Source organism: Undibacterium sp. Di27W (assembly GCF_049340345.1).
In the GTDB taxonomy this organism is placed as follows: domain Bacteria; phylum Pseudomonadota; class Gammaproteobacteria; order Burkholderiales; family Burkholderiaceae_D; genus Undibacterium.
Genome location: NZ_JBMPOS010000006.1, coordinates 252426 through 269451, shown reverse-complemented (window position 1 = coordinate 269451; position 17026 = coordinate 252426). Strand labels below are relative to the sequence as shown.

Genomic DNA, 17026 nt, shown 5'->3' with positions numbered 1-17026 from the left:
CCACCTCCACCTCCACCCCCCATTAATATCGGAGTTATTTTTTTGCTTCAGCCTGCAACCAGTCAAACACTTGTTTGACGATGTCGGCCCTGGGTGCTGTCACCATGGCAGACAAGTACCAGGTTTGCCCCGCGGTTTGCGGGTAGCCGTCCAGCATGCACAGGCGGCCATCCTGCAGGGCTTCATTTGCCAGCAGGCTTGACAGGCAGGCAATACCACGCCCCCGTTGCAGCGCATCGAGCAAGAGACGCGCATCATCAAACAAGGCAAGCTTGCGGAAATGCACCAGCTCCTGCAAGAATAGCGGCGCAGTTTTTTCATTGCTCAGGCTTTGTTCCAGGCATAGCAAACCCGTATGCAAGTGATGCTCGCTGGCGGGCAATGCATTGATGTGATCGGCCAGCGATTTATTGGCAAGCACTACCCAGCTATCCTGCAGCCACGGCAACTCAGTCAAGCCTTCTTGCAGCAAGGGCCGGTCACTGATGCTGATATCGACATCCACTTCATCGACAAAGCGCGCTGTCATATCGGTGGAGAGCATGAGACATAGATCAGGCAACTGCTCTTGCAGACTGGCCAGGCGGGGTTGCAGCCAGCCATGCGCGATGTGGGCAGGGCAGGTCACGACGACCAGGCCAGGGTCGAGATAAGTGGCAATCTGCCCCAGCCCGGCTTTTAGTACGGTCATCGCGCGCTGTACGCTTTTTAGCAGAACTTCTCCGGCGACATTCAATTCCACCCCACGGCCTACGCGGCGGAACAGCGGCTGTTTCAGTTGTTCTTCCAGTTGTTGTACTTGATGGCTGATGGCCGATTGGCTAAGGTGTAACTCATCTGCCGCTCTTGAAAAATTGCCATGCCGGGCTGCTGCTTCAAAACCCGCCAGCAAAGTCTGTGAAGGAAGTTTTTGTTTTGACATGGATGAGATATGAGAAAACTTGATTAATAAGAGCAAATAATATCGCTTTTTATCATGATTAAAGTCAAGGACAATTCTGTACATGCCCAGATCACTGAGATATCTTGCTTTTAATGCAGGTATTTTCCAGTCTGCTTGACGCTAACATGAGAAAGCCAGAGAAAATGATGAATACCAAACGCAGAAATTTTTTGACCAAGACCCTACACACCAGTGCCATCGTGCTTGCCCCTGGCTTGCTGTATGCCTGCGGTGGCGAAGCCAGTTCAGAAGTTGCCAATACGCCTGTGAGCCCCACGGGCGGCAACAATAGCGTACCAAGTCAGACGGCGGAAGCCTGGCGCATGCCGGATGAAGCTGATCCACATGCAGCAACCTGGATGGCCTTTGGTGCATCAGAAGCCATCTGGGGCCGCCGCCTGCTTAATCCTGTACGTGACAGCCTGGCAGGCATCGCCAATGCGATTGTCGCCTTTGAACCTGTGAATATGCTGGTGCGCCAGCAAGACCTGGCCCTGGCAAAACAAAAATGTGACCCGCGCATCAAACTCATCGTGCAAGAAATCGATGACCTGTGGTTACGTGATACCGGCGCTGTGTTTGTACTCGGTAGCAAGCGGGCCAAAGCCGGGGTGGGTTTTAATTTTAATGGCTGGGGCAAAAAACAGGCTTATGCACTGGACCGCCAGGTGGCTGCCGCCATGGCCAGGCAGACCTCCAGCAGCTACATCCAAAGCAGCCTGACGCTGGAAGGAGGCGGCATAGAGGTCGATGGCAAGGGCACGGCCATCATCACTGAGAGTTGCGTGCTCAATGCCAACCGCAATCCGGGTGTGACAAAAGCAGAATGTGAAAAAGAACTTTTGCGGGTACTCGGCATCAAAAAAGTCATCTGGCTGCCTGGCATCGCCGGGGCCGATATCACCGATGGTCACACTGACTTTTATGCGCGCTTTGTGCGGCCCGGCGTGGTAGTGGCCAATCTGGATGATGATACTTCGTCGCCAGAATACCAGGTCACCAAACGCCATCTCGACATCTTGCGCAATAGCCGTGATGCACAGGGACAGGCCTTGCAGGTTGTCCCTATCCCCGTGCCGAGATCAGTGCGTCCAGAATTTGAAAACAAGAATTTTGCGGCAGGCTATATTAATTTCTATGTCTGCAATGGCGCCGTCATCCTGCCAGAGTTTGGTGATGCAGAAGCAGACAGCTACGCAAAAAAACAACTGGCTGACCTGTATCCGGGCAGGCGTATCGTGCAGTTGAACATAGATCCAATAGCAGCAGGCGGTGGCGGCATACATTGCACGACGCAGCAAGAACCGCTGGCATAGTCACGGACTTGTAGAATCGTGCACGGGCATGTAGGAGCGGCTTCAGCCGCGAATGGTCGCGGACTATTGTTGACCATTCGCGGCTGAAGCCGCTCCTACGTAAGTAATCAAATTACCAGGGCTGGCTGGCAAACTCTTCCACCAAAAAATCCAGCAAGGCACGCACTGCTGGCGACAAGTGGCGACGTGAAGGGAAGAGCGCATAGATAGTCATAGGCGGTGCTGCCCATTCCGGCAAGATGATTTGCAAATCACCCTTGTCGAGGTGGTCAGCCATCAGGTAAGTCGGCAGCAGGGTGATGCCGGAGCCAGCCAACACGGCCTGCAATAATACAGTCGCATCATTGGCACTGAAGTGGCTGGCGATATCAGTTTGCACATGCTCATCCCCGCGCGCATCTCTACGCACAAAGCGCCACGTATTGCGGCCATAATTGGCATGGCTTAAACAGCGATGAGCAGGCAAGTCTTGTGGATGCGCTGGCAAGCCCGCCTGTCGCACATAGGCCGGTGCAGCCACCAGGACAGACTCACAAATCGCCAGTGGCCGCGCTATCAACAGCGGGTCAGGTTCGCTGCTGATACGTATCGCCAGGTCTATGCGCGCTTCGACCAGGTTGACCGTGCCATCACCGACATGCAGGTCTATTTTCAGCAAGGGATGTTGCGCGAGGAACTTGCTGATGACACGCGCCAGATGACCAAAGGCAAATGAGGTACTGCAAGTCAGGCGCAATTGCCCGCGCAATTCTGCATCATCGCTGCGGGTTTCTTCTTCTATATTCTCCATCAATGCCAGCATTTGCTGGCTGCGGCGCAGGCATTGTTCACCGGCATCGGTCAGCGTCACGCTGCGCGTGGTTCTTTGCAGCAGGCGGGCATTCAGCCAGCTTTCCAGCTCGCTCACATAACGCGTCACCATGGCACGCGACATGTCCAGCTTGTCAGCGCTTGCACTAAAGCTGCCACTGGTCGCTACCTCGCAAAACACCCGCATTGCTGTCAGTCTGTCCATGATCCACCTGTCATTTGCTCGAATTTTGAAACAGTTATGTGCATTTTACCCAATTTATCTGACTAAAAATTGAAATTACACTGCAAGCACTGAATCGCTGAAGGTTCATCAACTGTTATAAAACTGGAGCCCACCATGCTGCACACGACCATCTTAGCTGCTACCCTCGCCCTCACTTTTGCTTCTGCCCAGGCAGCTACACCCTTGCAAGTCAAAGTCTATAACGCTGACGGCAATAGCTTTAACGTCAATTCCACCCTGGTCTATGGTGAAAAAGAAGCCATGGTCATCGATGCCGGTTTCACCCGCGCTGATGCCTTGCGCATCGCCGCCAATGTGCTCGACAGTGGCAAGCAACTCAAAACCATACTCGTCAGCCAGGCTGATCCTGATTATTACTTCGGTGTAGAAACCCTCAAAGAAATCTTCCCGCAAGCCGATGTTGTTGCCACCCCAGCCGTGCTGGAAAAACTCACTGCCAAAGTCGCAGGCAAGCTTGCTTTCTGGGGGGCAAAAATGGGTGCGAATGCACCACGCACACCTATTCTGCCAAAAGCTTTGAGTGGCAATAGCCTGACCGTCGATGGTGAAGTGGTCGAGCTCCGCGGCAACCAGGGTTTGCTGGCACACCGCCCTTACTTCTGGATACCTTCCATCAAAGCCATCGTCGGCAACATAGGCGTGTTTGGTAACTTGCATGTATGGACAGCAGACACTCAGACCACGGCAGAACGTGCCGCCTGGGTCGCACAACTCGATGAAATGGCAGCCCTGCAACCAAAAATCGTCGTGCCTGGCCACATGAAGTCTGGCACAGCTGTTGACATCAGCGCCATCACTTATACCCGGGGCTATTTGCTGTCATTTGAGAAAAATGCTGCGGCGACCAAGACAGGCGCAGAGCTTATTGATGCCATGAAAAAAGCTTATCCTGATGCGCCACCTGGTTTGTCTCTGGATATTGGTGCGAAGGTGAATAAGGGGGAGATGAAGTGGTGAGGTTTTTTTATGTTTAATTAGTATTCAGTGTTTTGATGAATTTTTAGGGTAATCATATTGCGCAGCATACTCATCTCGAACAAACAATAATGGGACTTTACTGACAACCTCAAATCCGTCGCTCCTGCGCAGGCAGGAGCCCAGCGGCGTTCGTGGTTCACTAATCGGTACGCAATATAGAACAGTCCTTGGCTATAGCTTTATTTTGCTCTGAACTACCCCCCACGCCGCTCACTCAATACCTGCATAATCTCATTCGCCAGACACTCCGCCGCAGGTGAATTATTCTTCCTGCCCTTGATGAGCACGATGTCCAGCGGCGCTATCGGTTTCAGCCCTTCTGCTTTGCCCAGGCGCACCAGATGTGCGGGCACGCTGCATTCGGCCAGGGCGGCGATTGCCAGGCCTGCTTCTACCATGGCTAGTATGCCCAGCAGGCTGGGGCTGCTGTAGGTGGAGTGATATGGCAGGCCGCTTTTTTCCAGTGCCGCGAGGGTATGGGCGCGGGCGACGCAGCCCTTGTCGTACAGGGCGACTGGCAGCGGGTTTTTTTTCCACACTGCATGTTTTTCTGCACCTACCCAGACCATGGGTTCGCGGCGTATGAAGGCACCATCGAGGCCTTCATCGCGGGTGACGAAGGCTAGGTCGATGGCACCTTTCTTCAGCAAGGGCCTGAGCAACAGGCTTTGCAGGCACACCAGCTCTATTTCTACGCCAGTGAATCTCCTGGAAAACCTCTCCAGCACAGCAGGCAATAGCGAGGACACATAATCGTCGGGCGAACCCAGCACCACCTTGCCCACCACTTGTTGCGTGCGTAATGCATTCATTGCCGCCTGCTCGGTCTGCAATAACTGGCGTGCATACGGCAACAGGGTTTCACCCGCCAGCGTCAGGGCGATGCGCCGGGTATGCCGTTCAAACAGGGGCTGGCCCAGGCTGGTTTCGAGTTTGCTGATCTGCATACTGACGGCTGCCTGTGACCTGTGCACGGCTTCAGCGGCGTTGATAAAGCTCAGGCGTTCTGCCGCCACGACAAAGGTGCGTAATTGGCTGAGGTTTAATTCCGGGCTTTTCATGATTCAGTTTTTCGAATGTATAACTTCAGTTTAATCAGCTTGCCTGATGCATCAACAAAACCCATGATAGCGCAATAGCCTAGCAGGGAGCAAAGCATGTCTGCATCACCAGTCACTATTCCATATAAGCGCCACGCCACTCTGGCTTACATCGCCGCCATGCTGATGCTGGCAACGCTAGGCATATTTATTCATGAAGCTGGCCTCGATGCGGTGACCACAGTATTCTTCCGCTGCCTGTTTGCGGCCATCGCGCTGGCCTTGTATTGTGCTGGCAAGGGGATGTTTGTCGCCAGCAATTTCTCTCGCAAGAATATTGGGATGGCGATGTTTGGCGGTGTGCTCATGGTGCTGAACTGGGTTACATTTTTTGCCGCCATACAGCGTATCGGTATTTCTGTCACCACCATCGTTTTCCATGTACAGCCGTTTATCGTCCTGCTGCTGGGGGCGGTATTGTTCCGTGAAAAAATCGCTGCCAATAAACTGGCCTGGGTATGTCTGGGCTTTGCCGGGCTGGTGCTGGCTTGTGGCTTGCAGGCAGGTGACATGCAGATTAGCGGGCAATACCTGGGGGGCTTGTTGCTGACACTGACAGGCGCTTGCGCCTATGCTGGTGTCACCCTGAGCACCCGCGTCATGCGCAATATGCCGCCGCATTTGATTGCATTGATCCACTGCCTGGTCGGTTTGATCTTGCTGGTGGGCTTCATCACCTTGCCTGCCGGTGGCATACAGATACAGCAATGGGCATGGCTGGCTGGCCTGGGTTTGCTGCCCACGGCGCTGGCCTATGTGCTGATCTATGGCGCTTTACCCAGGATGCCCACGACGGCAATTGCCGTGCTGACTTTTATCTACCCGGCGACGGCAGTTGGGGTGGATTATCTGGTGTATGGCCAGCGCATCAGCCAGGTGCAAATACTGGGGCTGATCCTGATCGTGCTGGCCAGCCTGGGCGTCAACCTGAACTGGACCTGGCGTCCAAAAAAACATGCAGCCAGCCTGCTGTAAAACCTGGAGGATGTAGTATGTCAGAACTCGTAGCCACACACATTTACGCGAATAGAAGAGCCAGGCTCATGGCGCATATGCGTGCCCTGGGCGGTGGTGTCGCCATCATTGCCAATGCCGCAGTAGTCATGCGTAACCGCGATGTGGAATATCCCTATAGGCACGACAGTTATTTTTATTATCTGTCCGGTTTCAGTGAGCCCAATGCTGTGATCGTGCTCGTGGCAGGGGCGCAAAGTGAGTCCATCTTGTTTTGTCTTGAGCAAGACCCTGAGCATGCAATCTGGCATGGTTTTCGCCATGGCCCCGCAGGGGCGCGTGAACATTTTGGTTTTGATGCGGCTTATGTTGCGACTGCTCTGGATGAGCAGATGCCAGGTTTGCTGGCGAATGCACCTGCTTTGTATCATGCGCAAGGCAGCAATGCCAGGCTGGATGCGGGCTTGCAAAGCTGGTTACACAAGCTGCGCCAGCAAGCACGCAATGGCATACGCCTGCCAGCCGTCACCCACGATGTGCATGCGATCCTGGATGAGATGCGCCTCATCAAAGACGAGACTGAAATTGCTGTCATGCGCAAGGCGGCCAGCATATCGGCAGTGGCCCATGCACGCGCCATGCAATTTACCCGGCCTGGCCAGACTGAATACCAGCTGGAGGCTGAATTGCTGCATGAGTTCCATCGCCAGGGGGCAGCAGCGCCAGCCTACCCGGCCATCGTTGCCAGTGGTGCCAATGCCTGTGTATTGCATCACAATCCCGGTGCCACCGTCATCAAGGCGGGTGAGTTGCTGCTCATTGATGCGGGTTGTGAATACCAGGGCTATGCCTCTGATATTAGCCGTACTTATCCGGTCAGTGGCAAGTTCAGCGCGGTGCAAAAGACTTTGTATGAGATTGTGCTGGCGGCGCAAATGGCCGCCATTGCAGCAGTGCGCCCAGGGGCAAGATTCATGGACCCGCATCAGGCAGCCATCAGGGTGCTGGCACAAGGCATGCTTGATTGTGGTCTGCTGGATAGTGAGCAATGCGGCAGTGTTGACAATGTAATCAGCAACGGCAGTTATCGGCAATTTTTCATGTGCCGCACCAGCCACTGGCTGGGCATGGATGTGCATGATGTCGGTGCTTACCAGGAACCCGCAGATGCCAAAGAAAACCCCTGGCGCATTTTGCGCCCCGGCATGTGTCTGACCATAGAACCCGGCATCTACATACTGCCTGCACCTGGCGTGCCTGAACAATACTGGAACACAGGCATACGCATAGAAGACGATGTGCTGGTCACTGAGGACGCTTGCGAAGTGTTGAGCCATGCCGTGCCCAAGACGGTGGTAGAGATAGAAGCCTTGATGGCTAACAGGAAGATGTAGGCTTCCTGCGCAGCGCAGTGTTGTTCAGCGCCGGTGCAGCGTCGCCCAGGGCACTTCATGATCATGCTTGCCCGCCACGACAACATTGCCATCGAGATCGCTGATGCCGCATAAACCTACCCCATAGGCGCTAAAGCCCAGGCGTTCGTGCTGCTTGCTGTAGTCGATGCGGTCATGGTGGTGGCCATGGAAACTGCGGCTCACGCGCATGCGCTGGGCCAGTTCATCTATGGCGGCAAAACCATGGGGATGGGCACTGGGTGCTTCGTGGGTGACCAGGATGTCGGCGCGCTGGCTGGCCAGGTAATTGTAGTCAGTCGGGAAGATGGAGCTGTAATGCTTGCGCGGCAAGCCTGCGCGCCAGCGGTTTTCTTTACCGGCTTTGGCGGTGTATTCCCTGGGGGTATGAAAATTCTTTGGCCCTGGCGGTATCCAGATATGGCCACGGAACACGCCACCCAGGCCTGCAATCTTATACCCCGCGATGTCGACCACGCGCCCATGCAGGTTGCGATGGGCGAGGGCAGAGCCAAACAGATGGTCGTAGTCAGCATCGGTGTCGGTGTCGTGGTTGCCATGGATATACCAGACCTCGGTCAAGTCCAGGATGGTGGCCAATTCCACTTCCAGCGGCTGCCTGGCTTGCACATCCCCCAGAAAAACGATGGCAGCCGGGCGCTTTTCCAGGACCGCATCAATCACGTGCTGGAAGTTGCCATGGGTGTCGCCGCAAAAAAAGATGTCTGGCATGCTGGGCTTCAGTTTATATAAATGCTAGTTGTAGTTCTGCAAGTTGTTGATGTATTCAAATGTCCAAATCAGATGTCCAAATTAAAGTCTTGATCAAGACCAGGCCCAACCTTGTCTATGCATTGTATCAAAACTGTTTGCCCATACTGCCCACACTACCCATGCTGCAGGCTTGAAGTATTGGACAGGTGGTGCAGACCAGGTGGTAATACCAGTTGTACTTATATCTGGGCCTATGGCAATAATCTTGCGTAGCTGTATGCGTATAGTCACGCAAGCACAACAGGTTTGCAAGCGACAGACATTGCCCTGATATCGTCCTGACAGGCATTTCAATGACTGGTTCAATGCAGCCAGAGTGCCGCTGTTTGAGATTTTGTGAAATAAGCAATCTGGCACGCCTGGTTTTATGTCACACAAATATCACTTGTTTTTTTATACATCGCTGATATATTTTGCGTTCCAAATTGCTAAGGTTGATGATGAGTACTTACACTACAGTATTACAGCAACTTTATATCGCCTATTTTGGCCGGCCCGCAGACCCTGCAGGCCTGGACTATTGGGAGAATCGCCTGGCAAGCAAACAAATCAACATACTGGATATTGCCAAGTCTTTCAGTGAGCAGCAAGAATATAAAGCTGTCTATCTGAACAAGACCACTCCTGAAATCATTAACGCTCTCTACCAGAATTTGTTTGGGCATAGCGCTGATGTAGCGGGCATGAAATATTGGGCAGGACAGCTGGAGAGCGGCGCCATATCCATGGGGCAAGCTGCATTGGCTATCATGAGCGGGCCCGCCGCAGCGAGCATGGATCAACAGGCACTCTTGAATAAAGTGGCGGCTGCCAGCGTATTTACCTCCAGGCTCGATACGGCGGATTCGATTATTGCCTACTCGCGTGCGTATAGCGTGGATGCAGTCAAAAGCTGGCTCAAAAATATTGATGCAGATGCAGTCAATATTTTTTCTTCCCTGAATAATGTGAGCAATATTTTCTCGGGAGCCCTGGACCATAAGCCATTCCCCTCCCTGCCGGATTTTGCCCAGGAGATGAGCACAGCTCTGACCACCGTCACTGGGGGCAATGTGCTCAGCGTTATCTCAGCCGGTTTTGATACCGGCACAGGCAAGGGCATCTACAATGCAAATGGACTGTTTGCCAGCGCTGGCAGTGATATGTTGACGGTCAATACCAGCATGCTGACCGGTGGTCGTATTGATCTCGGGGCGGGTAGTGCAGATAAACTCAGCATCAGTGACAGTATCAGCAGCAAGAGCCTGAGCACGATAGATACGGCTGGCAATATTGAGATTTTGGTGCTGACAGGCGGCACATCCGGTTTGTACCAGGTCAATAATCCCGGCCTGAAAACGATAATCCTGCAGAACCCATCCTACATCGAGCAATTAACTGCCAATGATACTGTGGTGTTGGGCTCGGCAGCGTCAGACACCATCATTGGTGGTGCTGGCAATGACACTATCTATGGCGGCGAATCGCGCGATGTCATCTATGGCGGTGCGGGCAACGATTATATTTATACATGGGCTGGCGATATTTTTGCCGGTAGCGGCAATGATGTCATCACGCTCAGGGATTTGACCGTCAACACTAGCCGGGTCGATGCGGGTGATGGTGATGATTTTCTCTATTCCTCTGCGAATGTAGAGGGGAGCTTGTTTGTTCGCGGCGGTAAAGGGATAGATAATATCAATGTCTTTGGTGTCTTCAGCCCAGGTTCAGGCTTGAAGACCGTGGAAATCAGTTTTGCCGATGATGCCTCCACACCAGGTATCAACACCGCGGCAGACCGCGATACTGTGAACTCATGGCTGGCCCCGGGTGTCTTGCATGTGCGTCTGGATGCTGACCAGACCAGCGCCGTGGGCATAGCTGGCAAAGCCCAGGTGCAAGAAATCCTGGGTGGCGTTAACCTTATCTTGCAAAAAAATGCCGATGTAGCCGTGATACGCTTTGACATCGCTGGTGACAAGGCTGTGCTGGCCAATGTGCTGGATGGCTCCGCCTTGCTGGCCAACCTGGGTGCTCCTCTGCTGGCAGAACAAAGCGGTAATACCGGCAGTGGTTATATCTGGGCCTATGATAATAATGTCGCTTATCTGTATGCGTATAGCCATGCAACCACGACAGGTTTGCAAGCGGGAGATATTGCCCTGATAGGCATTTTCAATGACAGGTTCAATACGGCCAATGTCCCCCTGTTTGAGATTTCTTAGTCTGGACCCCTCGCAATAAAGAGCTTACACCCCGTACAAATTGACCTATGATATTGTTTTTCTGCAAGTCATTGCAGATTCATGGTACGGGGTACAAACATGTTTTCATGGCGTTGGCTATTCGTTGCAATCGTTCTCATCTTCGCAGTACAACACTGGCGTAATCGTCCGCTGCCAGTGCCGCCTGGCAGCATCGCACCGAATGAACCGGTGCAAACCATGCTCAGCAATGGCACGGTGTATGAGCAAAATAATTACAAGCTGACTGCGCTGGCAGATTTCACGATAGAAGCGCGGGTCTTATCCAAGCAAACTTATTCTTCTGACCGCGAAGCCCAACTGGCTCCTGTTGATCTGGCGCTGGGCTGGGGTTCTATGTCGGACACGGCGGTCATCGAGCAGCTTTCCATAGGGCAGAGCAACCGTTTCTATTTTTATCGCTGGGAAAAAGAACCACCGCGACCACCATCAGAAATTGCTACCCACAGTGCCAATATGCATTTGATCCCCACCACGCCCGCGCTGGAAAAAATCATGCGTGATGTAAGGGTAGGGCAGGTCGTCAAGATACGCGGCCAATTAATAGAAGCCAGGGCAGCCGACGGCTGGCACTGGCGTTCTTCGCTGACCCGCGATGATACCGGGGCAGGTGCTTGCGAAGTCATACGGGTGGAAGCGATCGAGGTAAAGTAATACTGCAAGCCCTGACTTGTTTGCCTGGGATCGATAATAAGTCCTGTTAAGCGATACCTTGCGTGCAGATATCCGCTACCTTGCTCAAAAATATAGCACCTTGTGCTGAAAATGAGGACACTGGGATCAAGACTGCAGGCCTGATCGTGCAAAGATAGCACTTGCTTGCCAGCCTGGACAGACCGACAGGGAGCATCCTTGTCCGGCAAGATCACCCAACAAGGATATGTATGCATGCTGTTGTTTCCACTCCTGTCAGATATGCCGCCGTGCTGGGATGCATGCTGGCATCGCTGAGTCTGACCGCCGGGCCGGCTCAGGCTCAGAGCGCTGTATCAGGTAGTACAACGAGTGTTCCCGCCAGTGCCAGTGCCACTGAAGAGCCACAAAGTGTGGAAGTCAAAGCCATCAGAGACCCGGCCATTCTGCCGTATAAAGTTGCCTATGAAATGATTACCAAAGTGAAGGCCGCCAGCAAGGACAAGGTTGAGATCATCATCCGCATCACGGCGGCCAAGACGCATGCCGTTATCCCCAATCTGGCGATTTATCTCGATAGCAAGGACAAGCGCAAGAAACTGGAGATATCCGCTGCGGGTGATGTCACGGTGCCGCTGGACCCCGTGGCCTATGCCGAGGGTGCAGAATTTGTCACCAACCAGAAAAAAGGCAGCATGGATGCCAACATCATGTTGCTACCCAAGTTACCACCAGATGTTTTCAACTATGCAGACATCAGCGAAAGCCTGGAATCTGCCCGCCTGGCTGTCAAAGAACTGGTGCCGTGGTATCTGCGCCTGTTCATGCCCACCATCCATGGCGTAGGCATTTGCTACCCTACGCAAGACCAGACGGTACTGGTCAAAGGCAATGAGGAAAGCCAATTGCCAGCGACCAGTAATGAAACCGACATGATGAAAAACAAGGTGTATTGCGCCAAATTCACAACCAGGGATGTTGTCGCTGCCAAGAATAATCTGGTCATGCCGGCAGCGGGCTGGCAGGCGATATTCTTTTAAAAATGCGAGGCCTCGTATCCTGGCCTGGCAGGACAAATTTGTTCAGGTGGGTGGGGCTTATTTTGCCGCTGGCTTTGTCTCTGGTTTGAAATACAGGTTCAACAATGCCAGCAAGACATGAAAGTTAGTCGTGTTAGCCATGCGCACGCGATAAAAGTCTTTTTTTGATTGCTTTTGTCGTATCACCAGCAGCACGTCCAGCAAGGTGTTTTTTAATTCTATGCTGTCGATATCGGTGGCATTGATGACTTGTTTCGTCGTCATGAGCTGGGACTTGCGTATCTTCAGGCCAGAAAAATCCAGAGTAGCACCAAGCTGGTGTTGGGCTATGAAATGCGGTAACAAGTAGCTGACTTGCAAGTGACGCAAACGCTGCAACAAATCTTGCATGTTGGCGATATTGCTGGGGATGCAGAGCTGTATCTTTTTGCCGTCTTGCAGGTCTTCCACCATCACGCTGTCATTGAGCCTGCCAGAAAATATGTCGGTCTTGTTACTGCTATAGCAGGTATGGATTTCTCGTATGCTTGAAGCCGGACTGAAATACAGCAAGCCCGCCTCCAGCGGGCCTAGTATCACCATGCCTTTTTCATACAAATCAATGCGATAAGCAAACTGACTGATCAGCAATAATATGAAGGGGGCCTGCAACAGCATTCCCATCAGGAGTAAGGGCAGCGAATTGATGATCCAGCCCAGGCCCAGCGGCAAGCAAGCCAGCATGAAAAGTCGCAGATGCTTGGTGCTGAGTGCCCAGTTCTTTTTATAACTGGCCAGCCAGGGCCCCATGGCTGCTTCAGAAAATGTCACTGCGCAGTGCAGCTTGCGTGCATGCAGTGCCTGTGCCTGCCTTAGCAGGAGATATAAAAAACCAGCGAGTATAGGCAGCCACAAGGCATTGCCTATGGCCAGGTCGATCAGCCTGAGGTGATAGTCAGGCAGCGGGTTTGGCAACATGCCGCTGGCCTGCAATTCTGCCACTCGCTCGGGCGGCAAGGGATGATAATCAGTACGGCTGCCTTTGACACCCAAGACATAACCCTCATCTGCAATGTAATAGGGCAGAAAAAATACCTCGCTGCGCAAATGCCGGCCCAGATACAAGGCTTCCCCTTCATTGACTTGCGCCCTGGTGTCGGCGACCCAATCAATTTCATGCTGAGTCCGCACCCCGCTGGCGTTGGCATTTGTCGTGAGCAGACAGCATAAGACCAACAGGCAAGCTGACAAGAGGTGAATAAGGCGCTGGTTCAAAACTGGTCCTGATCAAAAGCTGGGGAAGGGGCGCAGTATGCCATTACCAGGTTTCAAGCTCAAAGTTTACTGTTGCTTCCTTCAGAACCTGCCTGCGATCTGGGCTCATGCCCTGTGTTTTATGTTGGCCGGACCCCGCTGACGCTGGCTACAGATCGTCAGCATGTTCTCAGGGAACAATGTTGGCGTTATGCAATCAAAGACTGGTTGTTGTAATATGATTATGAATAAAAACCAATGAAATAAATCTCCTGGCTTCTTTTATACGCAGCATGGCGAGCAGCCAGTTTACAGTCGCTTCAAATGATAAAGGCCTGCAATGAAAGTATTTTCTATCCTGATTTTGGCATCAAGTATGAGCTTGCTGCAGCCGGTGCTGGCCGCAGATGAGGTGGCAGCACGAGTAGACAAAATCGCCCAGGCACGCGTCAGCAGTGGCGCTATTCCCGGCCTGGTGCTGGCCCGTATCACGGGCCAGGAGCAAACAGTACAAGGCTACGGCCTGGTCTCGAATGGCAAAACCGCGGCACATCTACCAGATGCCAGCACGGTATTTGAAATCGGCTCTGTCAGTAAAACCTTCACTGCTTTATTGCTGGCGGATATGCAGGTGCGTGGCCAGCTCAAGCTCGATGATACAGTGGCCAGCCTGCTGCCGGGATATGAGATACCGCAATACCAGGGTCGTGCCATCAGCTTGCTGGATTTGGCGACCCAGACCTCGGGTTTGCCACGCCTGCCTGCCAATCTCATGCCCAGGCAGGTGGACAATCCCTATGCCGATTATTCCGAAAATAATTTACGTGATTTCTTGCGTAGCTACCAATTGACACGTGCCCCAGGCAGCAAGTATGAGTACTCAAATCTGGGCTTTGGCTTGCTGGGCCATGCCCTGTCGGTACGGGCAGGCAAGTTGTATAGTGAATTGCTGCAAGAACGCATTACCACTCCCCTGGGCATGCCAGATACTGGCATCAGCCTGACAACCGCCATGCAAGCCAGGCTGGCGACCAGCCATGATGGCAAGGGTAAATCAGTGGCTAACTGGGATTTCACCACGCTGGTGGGGGCTGGTGCAGTGCGCTCGAATGCGCAAGACATGCTGCGCTATGTCAGGGCGCATATGCAAGGGGCAACTCTTAGTACGCCAGCAGGCCTGCAACTGGTGCAGCAGCCGCAACGTCCCACGGGCATGCCGGGTTTGCAGATAGGGCTGGCCTGGCATGTGCAGGCTGTGCGCGGGCAAACCCTGGTCTGGCACAATGGTATGACAGGCGGCTATGCCTCTTTTGTCGGCTTTAGCGCAGATGGTCAGCGTGGTGTGGTAGTGCTGGCCAATGCCAGTGTGAATGTCGACGATATAGGCATGACTGCATTGTTGCCAGCTGCGCCTGAGACTGAGGTCAGCCAAGCTGGCCAAGCCAGCGAAGCTCGCCTCTCAGCGCAAGCAATGCTGGAATATGTAGGGCGTTATCAACTCGCCCCCGGTGTCAGCCTGAATATCAGCGCCGGGCCCGAGGGTTTGCTGGCGCAAGTGACAGGACAGTCACAAGCACCGGTCTTCCAGCGCAGGAAAGATGAATTTTTTTATAAAATCGTCGACGCCAGCCTGCATTTCGAACGTGATGCACAAGGCAAAATCCAGTCACTGAGCCTGCATCAGGATGGCCGTGTCATGCCTGCCCCGCGCATGAGTGCTACTGTGCCTGAGCCTGTCCAGCGGGTGGCAATACAGATGCCAGCCGAGCAGCTTCAGGCTTACACGGGCAGCTATACCCTGGCACCAGGCTTCAAGCTGCAGGTGACAGTGGAAGCTGGGCAGTTATATGTGCAAGCCACGGCTCAGGGGCGTAACCCGGTGTTTGCCCAGGCACGCGATGAGTTTTTCTATAAGGGCCTGGACGCGCAACTGAGTTTCCAGCGTCAGCCAGATGGCAAGGTAAAAGGAGTGATTTTGCACCAGAGTGGCCGCGACCTGCCCGGTCCGCGAGATGCGGATTAGTGGTCGCTCTGATACTGCATCTGCCCCAGTTAAATTCAATGCGAGCCCAGCAATTTCATCAATGAATGCACCGTCAACACCGCCAGTGCCAGCGTCAGGAAGATGCTGCCAGGAGGCAGTTTTTTTAGCGGACGGCGGTGCGGTTTCCTGGTATTTGTCAGCGTATTCATTTTTTGCCTCATGCAAAGTGTTGTTGGTATGGAAGTGACTATCTAAAATTGTGTCATGACGCGTATGATGGATGAGCCTGGGTGAAAAGGATGTAGGAAGTCTGGACTAACTGATGTAGGAAGGGAGATCAGGAAGCAATTCCGCAGTTTGCTTCCCTGTTTTTTGATCAGGTGCAGGATCAACCAAGGGCTATTCATGCTGTCTTCAGTAAAAACGGTATTGCTGTCTTCACTGGCCCTGTTCTCGGCCAATGCCGCTGCCGTGCCACTCCAGGCTTGTTATGAAGACAAAAACGCCTTTCCCTATATCGTCGGAAATAGCGAAGCCATCCTGGCACAGCCTGGCGTTATCCCCGAGTTTATCCAGGCACTGGAAAGAAAAATCCCCGAACTCAAAGTCAGCATGGCCCGTATGCCCTGGAAGCGCTGCCTGAACTCCCTGCAAAATGGTAAAACCGATGTCGTCGTCGCCAGCTATAGCCAGGAAAGAGCAGGTTACGCGGCCTATCCCATGCTCAATGGCCAGGTCGATTCCAGCCTGCGTTTCGATACCCGCACATATGCCATCTATAAAATGCGGGCTTCACCCTTGCTATGGGATGGACAAAAGTTTACCCAGTTGTATGGCGCAATAGGTACGCCGCTGGGTTACTCCATCGTTGATGATCTGAAGAAAATGGGGATAGCTGCAGAAGAATCACCCTCGGCCTCCAACGATTTCCAGAAAATGCAATTGGGGCGTGTCGCCGCCGTCATCGCCCAGGAAAAAGTCGGTGATTTGCTGCTCAGGCAAGAGCGCTTTGGCGACATCATCAAGTTGACGCCAGCATTTACCAAAAAAGATTATTACGTCGTACTGAGCAAGCAATTTGCGGCACAACATGCGGAGCTCGCCAAAAAAATCTGGCAAGCCGTGGCCGAACTGCGCGAGCAGGAAATGGATGAGATGCTCTTGAAATATGTCAATATGGGAAATTGACAGCCTGTCCGGCCAGCCTGGACCATATAGCATTCACCGGACTACATCCTTTGCGCCCGTTGAATCCCATGGTCAATTTTTTCGCCCGCTTCACACACTACGCATACTGGCTTCATACGCCAGGGCTAAGCTGGCACATCTTCACTAGCTGCCATCTGGCCAGGTTTATCT

Annotated in this window: 15 protein-coding genes; 9 read left to right on the top strand and 6 right to left on the bottom strand. The window is 53.1% G+C overall.

Features of this window, described 5'->3' with window-relative positions; translation table 11 throughout:
- Positions 1 to 34: 34 nt before the first annotated feature.
- On the bottom strand, positions 35 to 922 hold the full coding sequence (locus ACO0LF_RS14610; protein ID WP_423015105.1) for a LysR family transcriptional regulator: 888 nt from the start codon (positions 920 to 922) through the stop codon (positions 35 to 37).
- Positions 923 to 1086: 164 nt separating this feature from the next.
- Here ACO0LF_RS14610 and ACO0LF_RS14605 point away from each other — a divergent pair, with 164 nt between their 5' ends.
- Positions 1087 to 2259: an agmatine deiminase family protein gene (locus ACO0LF_RS14605; RefSeq protein ID WP_423015103.1), complete on the top strand. Its 1173-nt coding sequence runs from the start codon at positions 1087 to 1089 to the stop codon at positions 2257 to 2259.
- Between the two features lie 112 nt (positions 2260 to 2371).
- Here the strand turns inward: ACO0LF_RS14605 and ACO0LF_RS14600 are convergent, their stop codons facing one another.
- Entirely contained in the window at positions 2372 to 3274 is a 903-nt protein-coding gene (locus ACO0LF_RS14600; protein ID WP_423015101.1) for a LysR family transcriptional regulator, read from the bottom strand.
- A 135-nt stretch (positions 3275 to 3409) separates the two neighbouring features.
- Here ACO0LF_RS14600 and ACO0LF_RS14595 point away from each other — a divergent pair, with 135 nt between their 5' ends.
- Positions 3410 to 4273, top strand: coding sequence for an MBL fold metallo-hydrolase (locus ACO0LF_RS14595; protein ID WP_423015099.1), 864 nt, complete (start codon positions 3410 to 3412; stop codon positions 4271 to 4273).
- A gap of 215 nt (positions 4274 to 4488) precedes the next feature.
- On the opposite strand, the gene ACO0LF_RS14590 is transcribed toward ACO0LF_RS14595, so the two are convergent.
- The gene (locus tag ACO0LF_RS14590; protein ID WP_423015097.1) at positions 4489 to 5355 is read right to left on the bottom strand and encodes a LysR family transcriptional regulator; all 867 of its coding nucleotides are present in this window, start codon (positions 5353 to 5355) and stop codon (positions 4489 to 4491) included.
- A 96-nt stretch (positions 5356 to 5451) separates the two neighbouring features.
- On the opposite strand from ACO0LF_RS14590, the gene ACO0LF_RS14585 reads away from it, so the two are divergent.
- Both ACO0LF_RS14585 and ACO0LF_RS14580 read left to right on the top strand, forming a co-directional pair.
- Entirely contained in the window at positions 5452 to 6369 is a 918-nt protein-coding gene (locus tag ACO0LF_RS14585; RefSeq protein ID WP_423015095.1) for a DMT family transporter, read from the top strand.
- Between the two features lie 17 nt (positions 6370 to 6386).
- Positions 6387 to 7742, top strand: coding sequence for an aminopeptidase P N-terminal domain-containing protein (locus tag ACO0LF_RS14580; protein ID WP_423015093.1), 1356 nt, complete (start codon positions 6387 to 6389; stop codon positions 7740 to 7742).
- Positions 7743 to 7766: 24 nt separating this feature from the next.
- Here ACO0LF_RS14580 and ACO0LF_RS14575 read toward each other — a convergent pair whose 3' ends face one another.
- Positions 7767 to 8492, bottom strand: coding sequence for a metallophosphoesterase family protein (locus ACO0LF_RS14575; RefSeq protein ID WP_423015091.1), 726 nt, complete (start codon positions 8490 to 8492; stop codon positions 7767 to 7769).
- A 479-nt stretch (positions 8493 to 8971) separates the two neighbouring features.
- On the opposite strand from ACO0LF_RS14575, the gene ACO0LF_RS14570 reads away from it, so the two are divergent.
- The 3 genes from ACO0LF_RS14570 (at position 8972) to ACO0LF_RS14560 (ending at position 12450) form a co-directional block, all read left to right on the top strand.
- The gene (locus ACO0LF_RS14570) at positions 8972 to 10738 is read left to right on the top strand and encodes a DUF4214 domain-containing protein (RefSeq protein WP_423015089.1); all 1767 of its coding nucleotides are present in this window, start codon (positions 8972 to 8974) and stop codon (positions 10736 to 10738) included.
- A 99-nt stretch (positions 10739 to 10837) separates the two neighbouring features.
- Positions 10838 to 11431 (top strand): hypothetical protein, encoded by a 594-nt coding sequence (locus tag ACO0LF_RS14565; protein WP_423015087.1) that lies wholly within the window; start codon positions 10838 to 10840, stop codon positions 11429 to 11431.
- Positions 11432 to 11661: 230 nt separating this feature from the next.
- Complete coding sequence (locus tag ACO0LF_RS14560; RefSeq protein ID WP_423015085.1) at positions 11662 to 12450, top strand: hypothetical protein; 789 nt, start codon at positions 11662 to 11664, stop codon at positions 12448 to 12450.
- 57 nt (positions 12451 to 12507) lie between these two features.
- Here the strand turns inward: ACO0LF_RS14560 and ACO0LF_RS14555 are convergent, their stop codons facing one another.
- Positions 12508 to 13704 carry a DUF6585 family protein gene (locus tag ACO0LF_RS14555; protein ID WP_423015083.1) on the bottom strand — a complete coding sequence of 399 codons (1197 nt, stop codon included), beginning with the start codon at positions 13702 to 13704 and terminating at the stop codon, positions 12508 to 12510.
- 355 nt (positions 13705 to 14059) lie between these two features.
- On the opposite strand from ACO0LF_RS14555, the gene ACO0LF_RS14550 reads away from it, so the two are divergent.
- The gene (locus ACO0LF_RS14550) at positions 14060 to 15706 is read left to right on the top strand and encodes a serine hydrolase (protein WP_423015082.1); all 1647 of its coding nucleotides are present in this window, start codon (positions 14060 to 14062) and stop codon (positions 15704 to 15706) included.
- Positions 15707 to 15741: 35 nt separating this feature from the next.
- Here the strand turns inward: ACO0LF_RS14550 and ACO0LF_RS14545 are convergent, their stop codons facing one another.
- Positions 15742 to 15876 carry a hypothetical protein gene (locus tag ACO0LF_RS14545; RefSeq protein ID WP_423015080.1) on the bottom strand — a complete coding sequence of 45 codons (135 nt, stop codon included), beginning with the start codon at positions 15874 to 15876 and terminating at the stop codon, positions 15742 to 15744.
- Positions 15877 to 16072: 196 nt separating this feature from the next.
- Between ACO0LF_RS14545 and ACO0LF_RS14540 the strand changes: the two genes are divergently transcribed.
- Positions 16073 to 16855, top strand: a complete 783-nt coding sequence (locus ACO0LF_RS14540) for a substrate-binding periplasmic protein (RefSeq protein WP_423015078.1) — start codon at positions 16073 to 16075, stop codon at positions 16853 to 16855.
- Positions 16856 to 17026: the final 171 nt, after the last annotated feature.